Consider the following 21,609-nt stretch of genomic DNA (forward strand, 5'->3'; position numbering starts at 1 on the left):
TCTCTCGTAAGAGGCAACTTTCTTATATTAACATCTCATCGTTTTGTTGTCAACACTTTTACTTAAAAAGTTTTTCTTGTTAATTCTTGTTAAGTTTGATGTTTTCGCAACTGCTTGATGCGACGCTTATAAATATAACACCCCATTTATGAGAATGCAAGCTTTTTCACCATTCTTTTAAAAAAGAATGGCGAAACCGCATAGCGCCGCGAATCCAGGGATTCCTAGTATCGCTAAGATCATGCCAGATGCAATGTTAACAGGTACGTAAATGCCAATAAATCCACCGGCTATGTTCATTAAGAAGAGAATAAAGAACGCAAAAGCTAATCTAAACCAAAAAACCGATAAGCGCTCCATGTTTTTTTCAAGAGTGGTTCGGCTCATACTTAACAGCAGTAATGATACGACTCCTAGTATAGCTATGACTAAAATTCTCACAGAAAACGCCCTTTCTATCTCATAGATACTTATCTATATGCGTCTCTGTAGAGGATTAGTCCACTCGTTGTCTATCTTTCAATTCTTTTCTATAGTTCTCGACGACCTTCCAATGCTCTGGACAATGTAACTTCATCCGCATATTCTAGATCTCCACCTACAGGTAAGCCGTGGGCGATACGTGTAGTCGTGATTCCGGATGGCCTGACAAGCCTTGATATATACATGGCTGTTGCTTCTCCTTCTATAGTAGGGTTCGTCGCAAGAATTAATTCCTCTACTTCGTCTTCCTGAAGTCTTGTTAACAACGAGGGAACATTGATATCTTCCGGACCGATACCGTCCATCGGAGATATAGCACCTTGTAATACATGGTACAAACCGCGATAGTCACGCATCTTCTCCATGGCAATCACGTCTTTCGGATCCTGTACGACACAAATTGTCGTTCGGTCACGAGATTGATCCTGACAAATATAGCATGGATCGATATCTGTAATATGACCACAAACTGAACAGAACTGGAGATTACGTTTCGCATCGACTAATGCTTTGGCAAAATCTAGCACAGTGTCTTCTTTCATACTTAATACAAAAAACGCCAGACGACCCGCAGTTTTGGGGCCGATGCCTGGCAATTTCATAAAACTATCCATTAATTTAGATATAGGTTCAGGATAATGCATTATACAACCTCCTAGAACATCCCGGGCAAGTTCATTCCTTTTGTAAATTGGCCCATTGTGGAGTTCGTGATTTCTTCTGCTTTTGCAATCGCCTCATTTGTAGCGATCACAATCAAGTCTTGTAAAATTTCTACGTCTTCCGGATCTACCGCCTCCGGATCAATAATAACTTCAAGTACTTCTTTATGGCCTGAGACGATTACCTTTACCATACCGCCACCAGCTGTACCTTCCATTCTCTCACTGCCTAAGTTTTCCTGTGCCTCTGCCATCTTCTTTTGCATCTTCTGCATTTGCTTCATCATACCTTGCATATTCCCTGCTCCACGCATAAATAATTCCTCCTTAGTAAATTACTCTTCTATTGTAATAAAATCTTTTCCAAACATTTTCTCAGCTTCAGTTACGAGTGGATCAGCATCTTCAATCGATGCTTCTTCCATAAACGCTGAAGTCGGTTGTTCCTCTTCAAACTGTTGAGGATTTTCCTTACTCTTCTGACTGGCTAATCCACTTTTCCGAATGAAATCAGCACGAACTTCCAACCAGCTTTCCTCTGCTACGTAGACCACTTCATAGCCTTTACCTGTCAGTCGCAGTAACGCATCCGATAAGCCTGCTTGTAATGTAGCATTTTCAGAAGCCATTAAGCAATGAATTTCATATTTGAATTTTAGCACAAAAGCCTTCTCTGATGCCGCTACAGGCTCCGTCTCTTCTAATAAAGCTGCATGTGAGCGTTGCATACTTTGCATCATGCCCGCCCATTGCTCTCGAATCACTTGAATATCGGACTTCGTTGCCGCTTTTAATACCTCTACAATTTTACCCGTTGGTACTTTGGCAGATCTGGAAGCAGTTGAAGCGGCCCTTTTCGCCGGCGCTTGTGGCTCAGCGGCTTGTTGCACAGCCCCTGTTGCTAGTTGTTGCTGTAGTTGTCTAACAGTCTGTTCTAGCACCGCAAGCTTCTGAGCCATTTCAGGATCAACTGCAGAAGTGGATACTTGTCGTTGCTCCCCGGAATGAATCATTTTTAATAAAGCGGATTCAATATAGACCTTCCCGTGATTAGAAAAACGCATTTCTTGTTGTGTTTTTGAAAGGATATCGATATACCGGTACAATTCATCCGAATGAAACTCTTGGGCAAGCTCTTGAAATTTATCACCGTCTGAAATCAATTCCAGAAGATCTGTCAATTCAGGCGCCGTGCCAAGCAGTAACATATCACGGAAGAAAGTAATCATGTCTTCAGCGAGTCTGCCGACATCTTTACCTTCAGCAATCAGTTCGTGCAATAAAGACAATGCAGATCCCGCATCTTTTGCTTGAATTGATTGTGCTAGCTGATAAAAGATTTCTTCACCAATTGCTCCAGTCACGAGTAGCGCGTCACTTGTAGTCAACTCGTCTCCGCTGAACGATACGGCTTGATCAAGCATACTAAGCGCATCCCGCATACCGCCTGTCGCAGCTTGTGCAATTGCGCGCAATGCTCCAGTCTCCGCAGTAACACCAATGTCCCCAATAACCTTTTCCATTCGCTCAATGATTTCAGGTGCCGTAATCGGTTTGAAATCAAATCGCTGACATCTGGAAATGATAGTGAGCGGCAACTTATGAGGTTCCGTAGTCGCCAGAATAAATACGACATGGGCAGGAGGTTCTTCCAGCGTCTTCAGCAATGCGTTAAAAGCTGAATTGGACAGCATATGCACTTCATCAATAATATAGACTTTAAACCGTGCATTAGAAGGTGCCACATGCACACGTTCAATAATGTCGCGAATTTCTTCTACGCGTGAATTGGATGCCGCATCAAATTCAGTGACATCTGTGTTAGATCCCTCTGTGATGCTTTTACATGTCTCGCATTTATTGCATGGTTCCGCCGCTGGGCCGTTTTCACAATTTAGTGCTTTTGCAAAAATCTTCGCCGCACTCGTCTTTCCCGTTCCACGAGGTCCTGAGAACAGATAAGCGTGCGTCGTCTTCTGATGGAGAAGGGTATTTTGCAGAGTTTGCTTGATCGCCTGCTGACCTGACATCTCACCAAAAGCTTGCGGTCTATAAGCGCGGTATAGTGCTTGATAAATCAACTGCATTTCCCCCCTTTTTCTCCGATTGCGTAATACTTCTATTATAACATGAAATACAATTTTTTGACCGTGTATCGCTTGGTTAAATTACGCAAATACTTCCGTCCACTCATCTTTCTTATCAAGCATTGTGCGTGCAATTTCTTTTGCACCTTCAAGGCTATGGCTTGCCGCCCAGCCACACTGTACTTCATTACACGCCGGTACTTCTGTTGCTACCAGTACGTCGTTTAATGTTTTCTCTACTATAGAGAGAATGTCATTATAGTCATCATGATTGATTACAGCTAAATAATAACCTGTCTGACAACCCATTGGACTGATATCGACGATTTGATCCGAATGGTCACGGCTGAATTCTGCCATCATATGTTCTAATGAGTGAAGCGCTGGCATTTCCATGTGGTCTGTATTCGGTTGACAGAAACGAATATCATATTTCAAAATCTTGTCGCCGTTCTTTCCTTCTGTAGTTCCCGCTAATCGAATATAAGGTGCTTTCACTTTCGTATGATCCAAATTGAAACTTTCAACGTTCATTTTTTTCTCAGACAATGTAAATCGCTCCCTTTCAGTTATGCGTACTATTTTGAAGTATACACTATTTAAGGGACATAAAAAACTCGTCCATAGTAAAATGGACGAGTGAATTATTGAAATAATGCCGTGCACCTTTCTTCGACTGCCGCACATAAGCGTTACTCTTGTCGTTGGCTCGGCCTAGGCTACCCCGCGGCACATGAGAGAGTCCACTTAATGCTGCTTCCTTCCGGACCTGACATGATTCATGGGTTCCCATTGCGCAGGACCCAGACGTCAACACTACGTGCAAAAGGCAGACCCTACATGCGGACAGCCTCGGAAAAGGAGTTCAGTCTTGCTAGAGCGGATTGCAAGTTACAGGGCACCGCTAATTCCCCACCTAGCACGGCATTTCTTATTATACCCATAGTTAATAATGATTGCAACGGTAAACCTTGGATTTATTAGAATGTGTTTCAACACTCTACTGCATAAAAAGCAAAAAAACTTTTCATTCGTCCATATAGGATAGTATACTAATTGAAAAGCATGAGGTGAATAACGTGGATCCAACTAAACTGTATGAGCTCAGTTTCCGTAATCCCGAAGTACGCGTCTATGCAGCCATTGTTTTGCCTGCTGTCTTGCTCGGCTTATTGGTGATTATTTTCTCAAGTTCGGATTTCAATTTCATGTATGCCGCTCTAATACAGACCGTTGCCTTGATGAGTTTCTATTATTGGCGCTTCATTTACCGTCGCAAAGAAAAAAGAAAAAATAATGGTTGACGTCTTAAAAATGACATGGTAAGATATTATTTGTCTGATACGGAGGAATACCCAAGCCCGGCTGAAGGGATCGGTCTTGAAAACCGACAGGGGTGTTAAAGCCCGCGGGGGTTCGAATCCCTCTTCCTCCGCCATATTTTGACTGCACACGTTACTCGATGTAACGTTTTTTTATTGCCTAAAAATAAAAACCTTACTAGATATTCATCCATAACGAATAAAACAGCGCCAGTGACTGAATCAGTCCTGGCGCTGTTTTTATTTTGTGATGTATGCACCTGTCTCTGCCGGCTGCAGTGCAAGTGCTTGGTAATGTGGAAAGCTTTGTTCTAATGAAGCCGCCACTTGTTGCTCTGTTCCTGGTGGTACTGCTACAAAAAGGGAAGGTCCCGCGCCGCTGATTGTCATGCCGTACGCACCTGCTTCCTTGCAAGCCAAACGTATTTCATCAAAGTTAGGGAATCCAACTTTGCGATAGGGTTCATGATATAGATCCCGTTCCATCATACGTCCCGCCGTCACCCAATCCGATTGCGCAATAGCAGCGGTCATCACACTGCCCGCTGCACTTCCGCGTACTGCTACTTTATGTGTCAGTTGCTCAGGCAGCAATCCCCGTGAAGCTTCTGTCTTTAAAGCTACTGGTGGCACTAGGATGACAACACCGATCGGGGGTGCTGGGAATGTCAGTACTTCCATCTCATCATCAGTGAAGTACGACACTGTCATTCCCCCAATTAATGCAGCGGTGACGTTATCGGCATGTCCTTCTAATTCGCTGCCGATCCGCAACTTGTCTTTTGGAGACAATTGCAAACCTGCCAGTTCACTTGCTATTTCAATACCCGCTGCAATTGCAGTTGCACTACTGCCTAGGCCTTTTCCTAAAGGAATATCTGAATGTACTACTAACTTTTGTGAGGCAATGACTTGATCATACCGCGACGCTACATGCTGGATGGTCTGTACGATTAGATTTGTTTCATCCGTTGGCAGTTCAGCATACTCTTTATCTTGATACAAAACATACCACGCGTCAGCCGATGCGACTTCTATCCTCATGTTAAGTGAAAGGGCAAGACCTAAATGATCGAAGCCGGGTCCGAGATTAGCCGTTGTGGCTGGCACGGTCACTGAAAAACCGGCTTCCGTCATTAGTTATTCCCCTCTTTCAATTCTTTCAAGAAGTTATTGAACTGTTCATTTGTCATCATGGGTTTATGTGCATTGACATTGATTGCTGTTTCAGGATCCTTTAATCCATTACCTGTTAGGATTCCAACAATTGTCGTTCCTTTTTCAATTAATCCAGCATCAAGTCGTTTCTTGATGCCTGCAATGGTTGCACAAGACGCAGGCTCTGCAAAAATCCCGTCTGTTGCAGCTAGTAATTGATATGCTTCAAGGATTTCTTCATCAGTAGCGGACAAGATGTCTCCACCTGATTCTTCGAGTGCTTGAGTCGCTAAGTGCCAGCTTGCAGGGTTTCCAATACGAATTGCTGTTGCCACTGTTTCAGGCTCTTCGAACACACGGTCATAGACGATGGGTGCTGCACCATCTGCTTGCACTCCTAGTAACTTGGGTGTACCCGTGCCTTTTTTCTCTGCGTATTCTTTGAAACCTTTCCATGCTGCAGATATATTACCTGCGTTTCCAACAGGCAAAGCGAAGATATCTGGTACTTTACCGAGTTGTTCAATTGCTTCAAATGCCACCGTCTTCTGTCCTTCAAGACGATAAGGATTGACGGAGTTTACCAACGCAATTTTCCCTTCGCCTAGTTCACGTACCATACGAAGCGCTTCGTCAAAGTTTCCTTCGATAGCTACAATTTCCGCTCCGTACATTTTTGCCTGTGCCAGCTTGCCCAGTGCAATACGGCCTTCAGGAATAACAACAATTGTACGCATACCTGCACGCGCACCATATGCAGCAGCTGCAGCAGAAGTGTTACCTGTTGAAGCACAGATCAACGCTGTTTTTCCTTCTTCTTTGGCCTTTGCAACTGCCATTACCATTCCGCGGTCTTTAAATGAACCAGTTGGATTTGTGCCTTCTGTTTTTACATACAGATTAATTCCCCACTGCTTTGATAAGTTCTCAAGATGGATTAACGGTGTATTTCCTTCTTGCAGTGTTAATGCAGGAGTATTCTCTGTCACCGGCAACCATTCTTTATATTCTTCGATCAATCCATTCCATCTTCTCATAATTCCTTATTCTCCTTCCACACGGTAATGACTAGAAATGTCAATGACCGCAGGTGTATCTTTTAAGTCTGCTAAAATATCTAAATGCTGTTGACGAGAAATTTTATGTGTAATAAAGATCAAATCTGCGCCTTCCTCATGTAAATCGGAATCTTGGACAACAGTCGCTAGACTTGCTTTGTGGTAGCTATAAATAGATGTCAATTCCGTCAACACACCCACTTCATCACGTACGGTAATACGGTGGATATAGCGGGCATGCTTCTGATCATCTGATTTTACCTTGCGCTCAAATTGCGGTGCGTGCATTCTCTTACCGTTCACGCCTAGCAAAATATTGCGACAAGCGGCCACTACGTCACCTGTTACGGAAGTCGCTGTAGGTAATGAGCCGGCTCCGGGGCCGTAGAACATTGTCTCGCCTACTGAATCACTGTACACATACACTGCGTTGAATTCATTATTAACTGTAGCAAGAGGATGAGAGTTAGGAACAAATACTGGCTCAACAGCCACTTCAATTCCTTCTTCATCTTTTTTAGCAGAACCCGTCATCTTAATTGTGTAACCGAATTGCTCCGCAAGCTGAAGATCTCCGTCTGCAATCTCTTTCATACCACGGACAAATACATCGTCAAGATGCACTTCTGTGGAAAAAGATAAAGACGCGAGAATAACCATCTTACGCGCTGCATCAATACCATCTACGTCTGCTGAAGGATCAGCTTCCGCAAAGCCTAATTCTGTCGCTTCCGCTAATGCATCTTCATAAGTCTTATTTTCATGCTTCATCTTTGTTAAAATGAAGTTAGTCGTTCCGTTGACGATTCCAGTCAAGGCAGTAATTCGATCGGACGCTAATCCATCTTCCAGTGTACGGATTAGTGGAATACCACCACCTACACTCGCTTCATATAATAGGTCGCACTTATTTTCATCTGCTAATTTTAATAATTCAGGTCCCGACTCCGCCATGACATCCTTGTTCGCAGTGACAACACCCTTACCTGCTTCAAGTGCACGTCGAATTGCTTCAGACGAACCTCCTGTCACTTCAATAATCAAATCAATTTCAGGATCGTTTAACACTTCTTCGAGTGATGTAGTGAACATTTCTTTAGGTATTACGCCATTACGTTTTTTATCCAAGTTCTTAACAAGGACTTTCTTAATAGACACAGGAACGCCGAGCTTGTGTCGCAGGTCATCTTGGTGATTATGCAAGATTGTTGCCACACCGCTTCCCACTACTCCATAACCTAGCAAACCGATATTAATTTCATTTTTCTCATTTTTCATTTGACGATTCTCCTAACTATATGTACACTATGAAAAAACAATCGTTCTTCGTATAAGGACAATTATAGAGAATTCTGCCTTTAATAACAACCTGTTTTCACGAATCTTCTAAAAATAGATAGATAATCTCAAAATGGATAGGATTTGGTATTCAATGAAAGTTTGTAAATTTGGCGGAACATCCGTCGCATCCGCGGAACAAATCCGTAAAGTGGTCGATATTGTCGCATCCGACCCGTCAAGAAAAATCGTCGTAGTTTCTGCACCAGGTAAACGTACTTCCTCCGACATTAAAGTAACTGATTTGCTCATTGATTTGGCAAATATATCACTTGCTGGTGAAGACACAACAAATGCACTGCAAATGGTTGTGGACCGTTACAAGGAAATTGCAGAAGGACTCGGCCTAGATGCAGAAATTGCACAAGTAATCGAACAAGATGTCATTAGACGCCTGAATAAAGATCAGTCAGATGAAATTCTATACGTAGACAGCTTGAAAGCTGCTGGGGAAGACAATAATGCAAAAATGATTGCGGCTTACTTCCGACATATCGGCATCGAAGCAGAATACGTAAATCCACGTGAAGGTGGGTTACTTGTTAACCATCGTCCAGAACGTGTACGTGCTCTTCCAGAAGGCAATGAAAAGCTCTGTAAACTACGTGATAAAGAAGGCATCATCGTATTTCCAGGCTTCTTCGGCTACACAGAAGACGGAACATTGCGTACGTTTAACCGTGGTGGTTCCGATATTACAGGCGCTCTACTAGCAGCAGCAACAAATGCAGAACTTTATGAAAACTTCACTGATGTGGATTCGGTTTTTTCAGCAAACCCCACAGTTATTGAAAATCCACGAGCAATCGATGCGATGACATACCGGGAAATGCGTGAACTTGCATATGCAGGATTTTCTGTGTTTCACGAGGAAGCTTTAGTACCCGCATTTCGTCACAAGATTCCTGTTTGTATTAAGAACACGAACAATCCAAGTGCGCCCGGCACAATGATTGTACGAGACCGTGACCATAATCTTCAATCTGTTGTCGGAATTGCTGCCGATAAAGGATTCTCTACACTCTTTGTTGCTAAATACTTGATGAACTTGGAAATTGGTTTTGGACGTCACTTACTACAAATTCTAGAAGAAGAAGAAATTCCATTTGAACATACACCGTCAGGTATTGATAATTTGTCTGTCATTATTCGCGATGAACATTTAACACCGGAAAAAGAAGCACGTATCGTGAAGCGCATTGAACAGGAATTATGTCCCGACGACGTACATTTCCAACGCGATTATTCCATGGTAGTACTTGTAGGTGAAGGCATGCGCCACGCAAGAGGATTGGCAGCACGCGCTGCGTCCGCTATTGCACGAACAGGTGCAAATATCGAAATGATTAACCAAGGATCTTCAGAAGTCAGTTTAGTATTCGGTATTCAAGAAAAAGATGAAAACATTGTCCTTCGAGAGCTATATCAGGAATTCTTTACAGAAGTCCCTGTTCATTAATACAAACGACACTCCTTATACACGGGGTGTCGTTTTTTTCATTTTCCGAGCAATTTTCTCAATAACCAACTCAATATCCGCTTCATTTCCTAACAAATCATATTCTTCGATGTTCAGCCGAATGACTGGGCATGCGGTAAAAGATTCAATCCACTGTTCATAGCGACGGTACATCTCTTCCCAATAACTTCTTGGTGTTTGCAGCTCCATATTCCTACCACGCATTTCAATACGATCGAGAATGACAGGTAATGGTCCTTCCAAGTATATGAGAGCATTCGGATGTGGGAAATATGGCGTCAATACCATTGCTTCATATAAATTCATATAGGTTTCAAAGTCGACAGCTTCCATAGTTCCTTCATCAGCGTGCATTTTGGCAAAGATCCCTACATCTTCATAGATGGAACGATCTTGTACAAAACCGCCACCGTTTTCAAAGATATGCTTTTGTTCTTTAAAACGTTCTGCTAAAAAGAAGATTTGTAAATGAAAACTCCAACGTTCGAAGTCATCATAAAATCTCTCTAAGTATGGATTTTCTGCTACATTTTCCAAGGACTCTTGAAAGCCCAGTCTTTCGGCAATCGCGTGTGCCATTGTAGACTTCCCTACTCCTACCATTCCGGCTACTGCAAAGACACTATTTTGGGGTATATTAGGTGACTTCATTTAGTTTCAAACCTTTCTGAACCGCCTCGAAAACTTTTCTTAGTATTGCATCCATGTCTTCTTGATTACGCACATAGTCCACTTCATCCCCGTTTACATGGATAACTGGAATGTCGGGATGTATCGCTTCAAACTCCGTTAAATAGGTACGATAATCTTCCGAAAGTTGCAACAAATAATCAGGATCCATATCCGCTTCATACGATCGACCACGTTCATTGATTCGATTGAGCAATGTAGGAATAGATGCTGACAATGAAATAATGATATTTGGCATAGGAAGATCTCTCGTCAAAATCTGATAGATTTCTTTATATTTCACAAAGTCTTTCGACTCCAAAGTACGTTGTGCAAATAGCATGTTTTTGAATACATGATAATCTGCCACCACGGGTAACCCTTGTGATATATATTCTTTATTGATTTGCTTTAATTGTTCATATCGATTACATAGGAAAAACATTTCAGTCTGGAAACTCCACTTTTCTTTGTCTTGATAAAACTGATCGAGAAAAGGATTTTCTCCGCTAATTTCCCTTAATTGATTATATGAAAAGGTCTCAGCAATTGCTGCCGTGAGCGTAGTCTTCCCTACACCAATCGGACCTTCTACCGCAATAAACGGGACAAACATGTACCACTCACCCTTTCAATTTGTTACGTTTCCATTTTATCATATTCGACCATATAGAATGCGACTTATATTAAGTTGTTTATTGTTTTACTCTCGTCTGTTTCACGTGAAACATTTCGCTAATTGATTTTGATGTTCTGCATGATAGACTGTTGTTAAGGAGTGATGAATCGATGAAAGATGATGAATACTACATGAGACTGGCAATAGAAGAGGCAGAAAAAGCTGCCGCTCTGGCTGAAGTGCCAATTGGCGCAGTCATTGTACATAAAGAAGAAGTAATTGCTGCGGCTCATAATCTGCGTGAAACCACTCAAAATGCGGTCACACACGCCGAGCTCTCTGCCATCCAAATAGCCTGTGAGAAGGTTGGAAGTTGGCGTTTAGAGGACACTACACTATACGTTACACTCGAACCATGCCCTATGTGTGCAGGAGCCATACTACAATCCCGCATTCCACGAGTCGTCTACGGCGCACGTGACCCAAAAGGAGGTTGCGTCCATACCTTTTATCAACTACTTAACGACTCCCGATTCAATCATGAATGCTTCGTAACCGAGGGTGTCCTCGGTGAAGAATGCGGACAACTCCTTACTACCTTCTTTCGAACACTGAGAGAAAAAAGAAAAGCCGCAAAAAAGGAAGCCCAACGCCTAGAGTAAAACTCGTCAGCGTAGGGCTTCTTTTCACTAATTAGTATTTCTATTTCAAGAGACATACCTGTCGATTATGTGGAACACAGATTGTTAACGCATTTCCACTTACTTAGGCGCTTCAATCTTTTCTTTTCCACCCATATACGGTCGTAGCACATCTGGAATCACAACAGAACCATCTTCTTGCTGATAATTCTCCAAAATTGCCGCCACTGTACGACCAACAGCCAAACCACTACCATTCAACGTATGAACATACTCAGGCTTCGCACCTGGCTCACGACGGAAACGGATGTGTGCCCGACGTGCCTGGAAATCTTCGAAGTTAGAACAAGAAGAGATTTCTCGGTAGACATTTTGTGTAGGAATCCATACTTCCAAGTCGTACTTCTTGGCCGCCGTGAAACCTAAATCTGCTGTACACATCTTGAGAGCCCGATACGGCAACTTCAACAACTGCAATACTTTTTCCGCATGGCCAGTCAGTTTCTCCAACTCATCGTATGAATCTTCCGGTTTCACAAAGCGAACCAACTCCACTTTATTGAACTGGTGCTGGCGAATTAAGCCACGCGTATCACGACCTGCAGACCCTGCTTCAGAACGAAAATTTGTACTATACGCTGTGAATGCAATCGGCAACTTAGCCCCTTCTAAGATTTCATCGCGATAGAAATTGGTTACAGGAACTTCAGATGTCGGGATCAAGAAGTAGTCCTCTTCTTCAATTAAAAACGCATCTTCTTCAAACTTCGGCAGTTGTCCCGTTCCAGTCAAACTTGTACGGTTTACTAAATACGGTGGTAGCATTTCCTCATAGCCGTGTTCTTCTTGATGAAGGTCAAGCATGAAGTTGATCAATGCACGTTCAAGTCGTGCACCGAGTCCGCGATAGAACACAAAACGACTACCTGTCACTTTTGCTGCTCGTTCGAAATCGAGTAGTTGAAGATCCGTTCCAATTTCCCAATGTGGTTTAGGTTCGAAGCCAAACGTTGGGATCTCTCCCCATGTACGGACTTCTACGTTGTCATCTTCACTATCCCCTACTGGCACACTATCATGCGGAATGTTTGGGATATGCATAAGCACATAATTCAGTTCCTCTTCTACTTTGGATAGTTCTTGATCATAAGCTTTGATTTCCTCGCCGACTTTTTTCATCTTTGTGATGACTTCATCCGCATCTTCTTTATTACGCTTCATTTGTGCTACTTGCTGTGACACTTCATTGCGCTCAGCTTTCAGCACTTCTACTTTTGATAAAATTTCGCGACGTTTCTCATCAAGCCCGCCAAACTTTTCAAAGTCGGTTAAATCTTCTCCACGTTTACTGAGTTTTGCTTTTACTTCTTCATAATTCGCACGCAATAGTTTACTGTCTAGCACGCCATCCGCCTCCTTGTATTTACATCACTGATAATAAAAAGCAATAAAAAAAGCCCTCCATCCCCTAAAATAGGGACGAGAACTACCCGCGTTGCCACCCAAATTGACTGATTGCCCAGCCCACTTGTTTGAGATATCGGCTCAACTGACCGGCAAAACCTTCTGATTCGGCTTTGCTACTCAAGGATGGATTCACAACAGTTTCTACCAACTTTCACCACCCGCTGGCTCTCTAAAAAAAACATTGTCGCTACTGCTTCCTATCATCGTAATGTATGTGAAATTAGATATACCATACTACAATTTCTGACTATTGACAAGAGACATGGTACGTTATTGTATGATAAATATCGCAAATGTAAAAGCGTAAGGCTTCTTTTTTTAGTTTATAGAAATCCGAACAGAAGATACTTTCCCGAGAAATATTTCTTGGTACTAATGCGATGCTAAACAATTTCTACTCTGGAAAGATTCAACTTGGTTCCTACTCTATAGCGTAGACACAACTATCGGGCCGCCGTGACCATGAGACAACTAGTGTACCTTGCAAGCTGGCTCACGGTTGGACGTAGCCCGAGCAGATTAGATGTTTAACATTCTCGGTCTTTAATCCCCTAACAAAATCTCAAATTATGAACTACGAATTGCCATCAATTCGCTTTCTGCAAGCTGCGAAATTTCCAAACCTTTCATCGGCGTGCCAATCCCTTTTGACAACTTAGCGATCAACTCATAATCCTGGTAGTTAGCAGTAGCTTCTACAATCGCACGTGCAAATGCTTCCGGATTTTCTGATTTGAAAATACCTGAACCTACAAATACTCCGTCCGCTCCAAGTTCCATCATCAATGCTGCGTCAGCGGGCGTTGCCACACCCCCAGCAGAATAGTTCACAACCGGTAAACGACCAGCTTCTTTAATAGCTAGTAGTATCTCATATGGAGCACCCAGATTGCGGGCTTCTGTCATTAATTCGTCTTTGCTCATATGGACTACTTTGCTTACTTGAGCATTAATCATTCGCAAGTGACGCACGGCTTCTACGATATTTCCTGTTCCTGGTTCGCCTTTTGTACGAAGCATTTTTGCCCCTTCACCTAAACGACGCGCAGCTTCGCCGAGGTTTCTTGCTCCACAAACAAACGGTACGCTGAAATCGCTTTTCAGTAGGTGGAACTCGTCGTCTGCAGGTGTTAGTACTTCACTTTCATCGATGAAATCCACACCCAGTGCTTCCAATACACGTGCTTCTGAAATATGACCGATGCGTGCTTTCGCCATGACAGGAATGGATACCGCCTTTTGCACTTCTTCTACGATTCGTGGGTCTGCCATACGTGCAACACCGCCTGCTGCTCGAATATCAGAAGGTACTCGCTCCAGTGCCATAACCGCAATAGCTCCTGCTGCTTCCGCCACCTTTGCTTGCTCTGCATTGATTACATCCATAATGACGCCGCCATAATTAAAATTCATTTCATTTCCCCCTTTTTGTTATTTTCAGTATAATTGAATTTGACCATATGAAAATAGCCAGTTTGACATTAAACAACATGGTCAGATTAGAGGGTTCACTATGGACATGATTTTTATTGAGCTTCAAAAAGATTCAAATATCCCGCTTTACCAGCAAATATATAATCAAATTAAACAAGACATGATCGACCGCAAGTTCCCAGTTGGCATGAAACTCCCCTCCAAACGTCAACTAGAAGAGTTTCTAGGCGTTAGCCAGACAACAATTGAAATGGCTTATGATCAACTGACAGCAGAAGGTTTTATCGCGGCGGAACCACGAAAGGGCTATTTCGTACAAGCATTAGAGGAACTCTCCTATGTACAGCCTGTGAAATTAGAGACCCTATCTGAGACTCCTGTAACCAAACCTGTCCATTACGACTTTTCACCAAGTTCCATTGATACGGAAAACTTCCCGTTCATCATGTGGAGAAAATATGCACGAGATATTATGGATGCATCGAATGCGCACTTATTATTACTTGGAGACCCGCATGGTGATATTGAGTTGCGTCAGGAAATTGCCCGCTATCTATACCACTCGCGGGGAGTAGACTGTACGCCTGAACAAATTATTGTTGGATCTGGTACAGAACAGCTTTTGCCATTGATTATTCGGATACTAGGTAAATGGGCTCGCTATGCAATTGAAGATCCAGGCTATCTAATGACGAAGCACGTCTTTTCCGAAAATTACAGAATGACGATACCCATTGCAGTCGACCATGAGGGACTTGACGTAAAGGCGCTACAACGGTCTGATGCTTCAATAGCCTACGTCACCCCTTCCCATCAGTTTCCAACCGGTACAGTGCTGTCTGCGGCGCGCAGAACTGCTCTTTTGAACTGGGCCGCATCGAATCCTGACTTTTTCATAATTGAAGATGATTATGACAGTGAATTCCGTTACCGTGGACGTCCTATCCCTTCCTTGCAAGGGATGGATAAAGGAGAAAATGTCATATATTTAAGTACGTTTACCAAATCACTTATGCCATCTATGCGGATCGCCTACATGGTGTTGCCGCCAAGACTATTGGATACGTACCGTCAGGCTTTCATCCCCTACTCTTCTTCCGTACCGCGGATCGATCAGCATATCTTGGCACGTTTCATGGCAGATGGACAATTCTCGCGCCATCTGAACCGGATGCGTAAAATCTATCGTCGAAAAATGCATACATTAACAAATTTATTGAAATCGTATGAACCTAGCATTTCATTCTCGGGTGATGAAGCGGGGATGCATATCTTGCTTCACGTACATACAAATAGAACGGAAAAGGAACTAATCGATGAAGCTCTTCAATCAGGAATTAAAGTTCGTGGTCTAGACACCTATAAGGTAATGCCCGATCAATCCCCCCCTTCATTCCTAATTGGATTCGGAGGATTAACTGAAAATGATATCAAACTAGCAATACCGAGGTTGCTTAATGTGTGGAACATAAAAAAGACAGCGGTACCTGAATAGGTACGCTGTCTTTTTGTAGTTAATTAAATAAGCCTTTTACGAAACCAGTAGAACTATTCCACGCACTAGAGAAGAAATTACCGATCGCTCCCATAGTTAACGAGAACCAACCAGCTTTCTTCACTTCTTCAGTCGTGACTACTTCCGTATCAACTACTTTCCCATCAATAAAGCCATAATCAGATCCATCTTTTTTCACTAGCTTAACATGACCAACAACCGTACCTTTTTTAATTGGTGCTTGGATTTGTCCATTTTTCACTAGCTTCTCATCTAATACGAGTTCAGTTGTATAGTCTTGAACTTCATCATTACGAACTAACATACTAATAGGTTTCTTTGTAGCAATGGCTACTTTTTTCTCTTTGCCCTTCATAACATCTAGTGTTTTCTGCTTCTTAAACTGGTGCCCTGCTTTAAGTAGCTCTGTTTCACTAAACTCCTTAAAGCCGTAATCGAATAACACACGAGTAGCATCAAAACGTGCTTCATAAGATCCAACGCCTTTATCATCCACTGCATTCATTACAACAGCAATAACACGTCGGCCATCACGTACGGCAGTCCCTGTGAAACAATGTCCTGCAAATTCCGTAGTACCTGTTTTCAAACCATCGATTCCTTCATATTCATATACTAGGCCTGGCAACATGAAGTTCCAGTTCACCATATCAATCGCGTCATCTGTTCCTTCACGGAATGTCTTTTTCGCAATTTTTGTTGTATCTAGTACTTCCGGATATTCTTTCAATAAATGATACGCTAGTTTGGCAACAGAACGTGCTGGCATAACATTTTCATCTTTCTCACCAAACTCACTTGGGTGCATGCCTTGTAAGTCACTGTTGTTTAAACCCGTAGAATTGACGAATTTATAATCTGTCAGTCCAAGTTCTTCAGCCTTTTCATTCATTAGATGGACAAAGTCCACTTCAGATCCTGCAATCGACTCGGCAATGGCTATAGTTGCCGCATTGGCTGAATAAATCGCTACTGCTTCATAAAGTTCGCGGATTGTATAAGATCCATCACGACGAAGCGGTACATTACTTAAACGACGATCTTGTGAAACCTTATACGTATACTCAGTAACTTTGTATTCCTGATCCCATGTAATTGTTCCATCTTCAAGAGCTTCAAACATCAAGTATTCCGTCATCATTTTCGTCATACTCGCAATGCCGAGCGGCTTATCCGAGTTCTCTTCGTATAATACCTTTCCACTCTCTGCATCTATCAAAATAGCACCGTTTACACGGAGGTCAAGCGAAGATTCACTTTCCTCTGCTGCTACAGATCCCTGCACACCTAACGTCATCAACAACATCATTGGCACTAGTAAAACCGCCAACCATCTCTGTGTTACTTTTTCCACTCATCTTACCCCCGTCGTCACAATATCAAAAATTAGTGTACCATATTCCCAGTAGGTCAGGTATGCTTATGGCAAAAAAACATATATTCCCCTATGGAAATCATCTTATTTTTCTTTACATTTTATTATTCCTCATATAACAACAAAAAAAGACAGAAGGAAATCCCCCCTGTCCCTTACATAATAAATTAACGTACCGAATAGTTCGGTGCTTCTTTTGTAATTTGTACTTGGTGTGGATGGCTTTCTAGTAAACCAGCACCTGTCATACGAATAAATTGTGCATTTTCACGATGTGCTTCAAGATCCTTCGAACCACAGTATCCCATACCTGCACGAATTCCTCCTAAAAGCTGATGAATTGTATCAGACAATGGACCTTTATACGGCATACGACCTTCAATGCCCTCAGGGACAAGTTTCTTTTCATCTTCTTGGAAGTAACGATCTTTTGAACCTTTTTCCATTGCTGCAACAGAACCCATACCACGGTATACTTTAAAACGACGTCCTTGGAAGATCTCAGATTCTCCTGGGCTCTCGGTAGTACCTGCAAGCAAGCTTCCAAGCATAACCGCATGTCCACCAGCTGCTAATGCTTTGACAATATCTCCGGAATACTTAATTCCACCATCTGCAATAATTGTCTTACCATATTTACGCGCAACAGTTGCACACTCATAGATAGCAGTAATCTGTGGTACGCCAACACCTGCAACTACACGTGTAGTACAAATAGAACCAGGGCCAATACCGACCTTCACTACGTCAGCACCTGCTTCATACAATGCTTCAGCTGCTTCTGCCGTTGCTACGTTACCTGCAACGATCGCAAGGTCCGGATAGTTTCCGCGGATCTCTCTCACTGTGTCAATAACACCCTTAGAGTGTCCGTGTGCCGTATCAATGACTATTAAGTCGACTTCTGCCTGTACAAGCTTCTCAATGCGCGTAGAAGTGTCTACCGTGACTCCAACAGCCGCACCAACAAGTAAGCGCCCAGCCTTGTCTTTTGCAGCGTTAGGGAACTCAATAACCTTTTCAATATCCTTAATTGTAATCAAACCGTTAAGAATACCTTTATCATCTACGATCGGAAGCTTCTCAATTTTATATTGCTGTAGCATCTTCTCAGCATCTTCAAGTGTAGTTCCTACAGGAGCTGTCACCAAGTTTTCTTTCGTCATGACTTCATCAATGATAATGGAATAGTCCTGGATGAATCTCAGGTCACGGTTCGTCAAAATACCAACCAATTTCTTCTCTTCCATGTTATTAACGATCGGGACACCTGAGATACGATATTTACCCATTAAATGCTCTGCATCAAATACTTGATGTTCCGGTGTAAGGAAAAATGGATTTTTAATAACCCCATTCTCAGAACGTTTAACCGTAACAACTTCCTCAGCTTGTTCTTCAATACTCATGTTTTTATGAATAACACCGATTCCGCCTTGACGAGCCATCGAGATTGCCATCTTGGATTCCGTTACTGTATCCATACCCGCACTGATGATAGGTATATTCAACTTGATGCTGTCTGTTAAGTTCACAGATAGCGATACAGCCTTTGGCAATACATCAGACGCAGCCGGTACCAATAATACATCATCGAACGTCAGACCTTCACGAGAAAACTTTGATTCCCACATTAACTTTCTGCCTCCTAAAATTACTATTGTCTATTCAGATTATTAAAAGGTTATCAGCGTCAATGAGACGTGTCAAGACAGAAGTTTATAAACTCATTATTCCTATTATTCGCTGAACATTTTATCTAATGACTTTTGGATCTTTAATGGATTCGTCTGGGGTGCAAAACGATCGACTACTTGTCCGTTAGAATCAATCAAGAACTTCGTGAAGTTCCATTTGATACCTTCTGTCAATACACCCTTTTGCTGTTCTGCAAGATACGTAAATAGAGGTTCGGCTTCATCCCCTTTTACATCTACCTTAGCAAACATGGGGAACGTCACGCCATAATTCATTTGGCAGAAGTTCATCGTCTCATCAATATCATCAAATTCTTGGTTATTGAAGTTATCCGATGGAAAGCCCAGTATAACCAGCCCTTGATCTTTATATTCTTCATACAGTTGCTGTAGTTCTTTAAATTGTTTTGTGAAACCGCATTTACTCGCAGTATTGACAATGACCATTGGATTTCCTTCAAATTCCTTCAGAGATTTCTTTTCTCCATTAGTAGTTTCCACTGTAAAATCGTAAACTGTCGTCATGCAGAATCGCCTCTTTTCTATTAGTATATTTTACCTGACTACGCAAAGAATACCTAGTATGCTGTTTGGTTTGAAGATTTTTAGAGCATTATGGAGGTGGATGTAGCCGTGTTTGTGTGGGTGATAGAGCGGTTGGTGTGACCTATTGAGCGGATATGCAGGTATGTAGAGCGGTGGACGTGACTTATTGAGCGGTTAAACAGGGTTATAGAGCGGGTGCCGTGATTCATTGAGCGGTTAAGCAAGGTGATTGAGCGATTGCCGTGACTCTTTGAGGGGGTATGCGAGTCGATTAAGCACTTGTCGTAACTCTTTGAGCGGTTACGCGGAGCCTTTGAGCGCTCGTCGTGACTCTTTGAGCGGTTATGGTATTCTGTCAAGAAAGTGGACACGAATTAATGAGTGTTCTTTTTTGAAATGCCTACCGCGCTTCGCTTGCTGTACTTTCATGGAAGAACAGTTAAAGGGCCAACTGTTCTTCCACGAAAGTTGTGAGTGGTTTCTGAGTGTTTCTTCCTTCCGTTTCTTTGTAGATCGATTCAAATAAACTAGGTGAAACATAGTCTAATGTCGAATGGCTGCGTTGCTCGTTATAGAAGGAGATGATGTAATCTAGCACGGCTGTCTCTGCTTCTTTCCTCGTTTTGAATTTCTTTCGGTAGATGAGTTCCTTTTTGATTGTGGCGTGAAAGGATTCAATACACGCGTTGTCGTAACAGTCGCCTCTGCGACTCATGCTGATCTTACATTTGTTCTTTTGAAGCAATGCGATATAGTCTTTGGACGCGTACTGGCTTCCTTGGTCCGAATGATGAATCAATCCCTCTCCGGGTGAACGAAAATGAAATGCACGCTCCAATGCGAGCTGAGGTAGCCCCTTATCGAGAGTATTTGCCAAGTTAAAACCAATGATCTTTCGGGAGAATAGATCCATCACGGTGGCTAAGTATAGCCAGCCTTCCGTTGTCCAAATATACGTAATGTCTACTACCCAGACTTGGTTAGGCTGCTCCGTATGGAAGTTGCGGTTAAGCAGGTTTGGATACATCGGATGTTCATGATTAGACTGGGTAGTAACCGTATAGTGAAAGGGAACGGTAGCGCATAGACCCAGCTCTCTCATGTAGTTGGCGACTGTTTTAACCGATAAATAAAACCCTTGTTTCGCTAACTCTTTTTGGATACGAGGGCTACCATATACTTCTCTATTTTCGTAGAAAATCTTCTGGATACTCTGGAAGGCTCCTTCTTTCACTTTCTGCATCTCCGTCTGCACTTTCTCTCGCCATTTATAGTAGCCGCTAGTTGAAACGCCAAGAATGGTGCACATCTTTTTTACGCGGTATTGTTCCCGGTGTTCTTCAATGAACGAATAGATCACTGCGGGTTTTTTGAAAAGATGTGCATGGCTTTTTTTAGTATTTCATTCTCTTCCTTCAATTCCTGAATCTCTTTCTCCAGCACTCTCTGCTGCTTCAACTGCTCGGTTGGTGTCAGATAGTCCTCGCCATCAAGTTCGGCCGCCGCTTTTTTCCGATAGGTACTCACCCATCTGCGCAGTGTGCTAAGCGGAACGTCCATCTCACGAGAAACTTCCGTTTGTTTCTTTCCTTCTTCTACTACCAACTTAATGAGATGTTGTTTTAGTTTCTCATCGATTCGTTTTCTCATATGGACACTCTCCGTTCAGTTTGTCTGATCTCTTAATACAAACATGCTCATCGAATCGTGTCCACTTTCTATACTAACTTCAGTTAAGTGGAACAATAGAGCACTACCCCTATACATTGAGCAGTTAAGCAGAAAAATAGAGCGTTTATCATGATAATTAGAGCGAATAACCCAGATCTATAAGTGAGTAAAGTACGAATACATCATCCTCAATTCAATCTATTTCCATTATAAAACACAAAAAAGCCACTCCCCAAAGGGAATGGCTTCGCTTGCCTAGCAACGTCCTACTCTCACAGGGGGAAACCCCCAACTACCATCGGCGCTGAAGAGCTTAACTTCCGTGTTCGGTATGGGAACGGGTGTGACCTCTTCGCCATCGTTACTAGACTCTTTGAGTAAAGCTT

19 protein-coding genes, 1 tRNA gene, 1 rRNA gene, 1 other RNA gene, 1 pseudogene and 1 other annotated feature are annotated in these 21,609 nt (G+C 42.6%); of the genes and pseudogenes, 5 read left to right on the forward strand and 18 right to left on the reverse strand.

What is annotated here, in order from left to right; genetic code table 11:
* Positions 1–177: 177 nt before the first annotated feature.
* From CSV80_RS16865 to ffs, 6 genes are all read right to left on the reverse strand, one after another.
* Complete coding sequence (locus CSV80_RS16865; protein WP_029055210.1) at positions 178–441, reverse strand: pro-sigmaK processing inhibitor BofA family protein; 264 nt, start codon at positions 439–441, stop codon at positions 178–180.
* A gap of 89 nt (positions 442–530) precedes the next feature.
* Positions 531–1,127 carry a recombination mediator RecR gene (gene recR, locus CSV80_RS16870; protein ID WP_029055209.1) on the reverse strand — a complete coding sequence of 199 codons (597 nt, stop codon included), beginning with the start codon at positions 1,125–1,127 and terminating at the stop codon, positions 531–533.
* Positions 1,128–1,138: 11 nt separating this feature from the next.
* Positions 1,139–1,459, reverse strand: coding sequence for a YbaB/EbfC family nucleoid-associated protein (locus tag CSV80_RS16875; protein ID WP_099671798.1), 321 nt, complete (start codon positions 1,457–1,459; stop codon positions 1,139–1,141).
* A gap of 21 nt (positions 1,460–1,480) precedes the next feature.
* Positions 1,481–3,232 (reverse strand): DNA polymerase III subunit gamma/tau, encoded by a 1,752-nt coding sequence (gene dnaX, locus CSV80_RS16880; RefSeq protein ID WP_269466683.1) that lies wholly within the window; start codon positions 3,230–3,232, stop codon positions 1,481–1,483.
* An 81-nt stretch (positions 3,233–3,313) separates the two neighbouring features.
* On the reverse strand, positions 3,314–3,766 hold the full coding sequence (locus tag CSV80_RS16885) for an S-ribosylhomocysteine lyase (RefSeq protein ID WP_198040355.1): 453 nt from the start codon (positions 3,764–3,766) through the stop codon (positions 3,314–3,316).
* Positions 3,767–3,890: 124 nt separating this feature from the next.
* An RNA gene (ffs, locus tag CSV80_RS16890) (signal recognition particle sRNA large type) lies at positions 3,891–4,157 on the reverse strand.
* A 154-nt stretch (positions 4,158–4,311) separates the two neighbouring features.
* Between ffs and CSV80_RS16895 the strand changes: the two genes are divergently transcribed.
* Both CSV80_RS16895 and CSV80_RS16900 read left to right on the forward strand, forming a co-directional pair.
* Positions 4,312–4,536 (forward strand): hypothetical protein, encoded by a 225-nt coding sequence (locus CSV80_RS16895; RefSeq protein ID WP_099671799.1) that lies wholly within the window; start codon positions 4,312–4,314, stop codon positions 4,534–4,536.
* A 41-nt stretch (positions 4,537–4,577) separates the two neighbouring features.
* Positions 4,578–4,670: transfer RNA gene (locus CSV80_RS16900), tRNA-Ser, on the forward strand.
* A gap of 124 nt (positions 4,671–4,794) precedes the next feature.
* Here the strand turns inward: CSV80_RS16900 and thrB are convergent.
* Genes thrB through CSV80_RS16915 form a run of 3 tightly spaced genes read right to left on the reverse strand, consistent with a single transcriptional unit; the run spans position 4,795 to position 8,048 of the window.
* Entirely contained in the window at positions 4,795–5,691 is an 897-nt protein-coding gene (gene thrB / locus CSV80_RS16905) for a homoserine kinase (protein WP_099671800.1), read from the reverse strand.
* Positions 5,691–6,749 (reverse strand): threonine synthase, encoded by a 1,059-nt coding sequence (gene thrC, locus CSV80_RS16910; RefSeq protein WP_099671801.1) that lies wholly within the window; start codon positions 6,747–6,749, stop codon positions 5,691–5,693. The genes thrB and thrC overlap by 1 nt, the downstream gene beginning before the upstream one ends.
* 6 nt (positions 6,750–6,755) lie before the next feature.
* Positions 6,756–8,048 carry a homoserine dehydrogenase gene (locus tag CSV80_RS16915; protein ID WP_099671802.1) on the reverse strand — a complete coding sequence of 431 codons (1,293 nt, stop codon included), beginning with the start codon at positions 8,046–8,048 and terminating at the stop codon, positions 6,756–6,758.
* Between the two features lie 154 nt (positions 8,049–8,202).
* Here CSV80_RS16915 and CSV80_RS16920 point away from each other — a divergent pair, with 154 nt between their 5' ends.
* Complete coding sequence (locus CSV80_RS16920) at positions 8,203–9,567, forward strand: aspartate kinase (RefSeq protein WP_099671803.1); 1,365 nt, start codon at positions 8,203–8,205, stop codon at positions 9,565–9,567.
* Between the two features lie 15 nt (positions 9,568–9,582).
* Here the strand turns inward: CSV80_RS16920 and CSV80_RS16925 are convergent, their stop codons facing one another.
* Positions 9,583–10,239 (reverse strand): deoxynucleoside kinase, encoded by a 657-nt coding sequence (locus tag CSV80_RS16925; protein WP_099671804.1) that lies wholly within the window; start codon positions 10,237–10,239, stop codon positions 9,583–9,585.
* Positions 10,226–10,873: a deoxynucleoside kinase gene (locus CSV80_RS16930; protein WP_099671805.1), complete on the reverse strand. Its 648-nt coding sequence runs from the start codon at positions 10,871–10,873 to the stop codon at positions 10,226–10,228. The genes CSV80_RS16925 and CSV80_RS16930 overlap by 14 nt, the downstream gene beginning before the upstream one ends.
* A 173-nt stretch (positions 10,874–11,046) precedes the next feature.
* Here CSV80_RS16930 and tadA point away from each other — a divergent pair, with 173 nt between their 5' ends.
* Positions 11,047–11,538, forward strand: coding sequence for a tRNA adenosine(34) deaminase TadA (gene tadA / locus CSV80_RS16935; protein ID WP_099671806.1), 492 nt, complete (start codon positions 11,047–11,049; stop codon positions 11,536–11,538).
* Positions 11,539–11,637: 99 nt separating this feature from the next.
* On the opposite strand, the gene serS is transcribed toward tadA, so the two are convergent.
* Positions 11,638–12,921: a serine--tRNA ligase gene (gene serS, locus CSV80_RS16940; RefSeq protein WP_099671807.1), complete on the reverse strand. Its 1,284-nt coding sequence runs from the start codon at positions 12,919–12,921 to the stop codon at positions 11,638–11,640.
* Positions 12,922–12,989: 68 nt separating this feature from the next.
* Positions 12,990–13,197: a binding site (T-box leader), on the reverse strand.
* A gap of 354 nt (positions 13,198–13,551) precedes the next feature.
* Positions 13,552–14,397: a pyridoxal 5'-phosphate synthase lyase subunit PdxS gene (gene pdxS / locus CSV80_RS16945; RefSeq protein WP_037562314.1), complete on the reverse strand. Its 846-nt coding sequence runs from the start codon at positions 14,395–14,397 to the stop codon at positions 13,552–13,554.
* Between the two features lie 100 nt (positions 14,398–14,497).
* Here pdxS and pdxR point away from each other — a divergent pair, with 100 nt between their 5' ends.
* The gene (gene pdxR / locus CSV80_RS16950) at positions 14,498–15,913 is read left to right on the forward strand and encodes a MocR-like pyridoxine biosynthesis transcription factor PdxR (protein WP_099671808.1); all 1,416 of its coding nucleotides are present in this window, start codon (positions 14,498–14,500) and stop codon (positions 15,911–15,913) included.
* A gap of 19 nt (positions 15,914–15,932) precedes the next feature.
* Here the strand turns inward: pdxR and CSV80_RS16955 are convergent, their stop codons facing one another.
* The 5 genes and pseudogenes from CSV80_RS16955 to rrf all read right to left on the reverse strand — a co-directional run bounded on the left by CSV80_RS16955 (position 15,933) and on the right by rrf (position 21,592).
* On the reverse strand, positions 15,933–17,288 hold the full coding sequence (locus CSV80_RS16955) for a D-alanyl-D-alanine carboxypeptidase family protein (protein ID WP_099671809.1): 1,356 nt from the start codon (positions 17,286–17,288) through the stop codon (positions 15,933–15,935).
* A 188-nt stretch (positions 17,289–17,476) separates the two neighbouring features.
* Entirely contained in the window at positions 17,477–18,943 is a 1,467-nt protein-coding gene (guaB, locus tag CSV80_RS16960; RefSeq protein ID WP_029055194.1) for an IMP dehydrogenase, read from the reverse strand.
* 105 nt (positions 18,944–19,048) lie between these two features.
* Positions 19,049–19,531 (reverse strand): glutathione peroxidase, encoded by a 483-nt coding sequence (locus CSV80_RS16965; RefSeq protein WP_099671810.1) that lies wholly within the window; start codon positions 19,529–19,531, stop codon positions 19,049–19,051.
* Positions 19,532–19,991: 460 nt separating this feature from the next.
* A pseudogene (locus CSV80_RS16970) lies at positions 19,992–21,202 on the reverse strand (IS3 family transposase).
* 274 nt (positions 21,203–21,476) lie between these two features.
* A 5S ribosomal RNA gene (gene rrf, locus CSV80_RS16980) occupies positions 21,477–21,592 on the reverse strand.
* Between the last annotated feature and the right edge of the window lie 17 nt (positions 21,593–21,609).

The sequence above is a fragment of the Sporosarcina sp. P12(2017) genome (genome assembly GCF_002743035.1).
Lineage (GTDB): Bacteria > Bacillota > Bacilli > Bacillales_A > Planococcaceae > Sporosarcina > Sporosarcina ureae.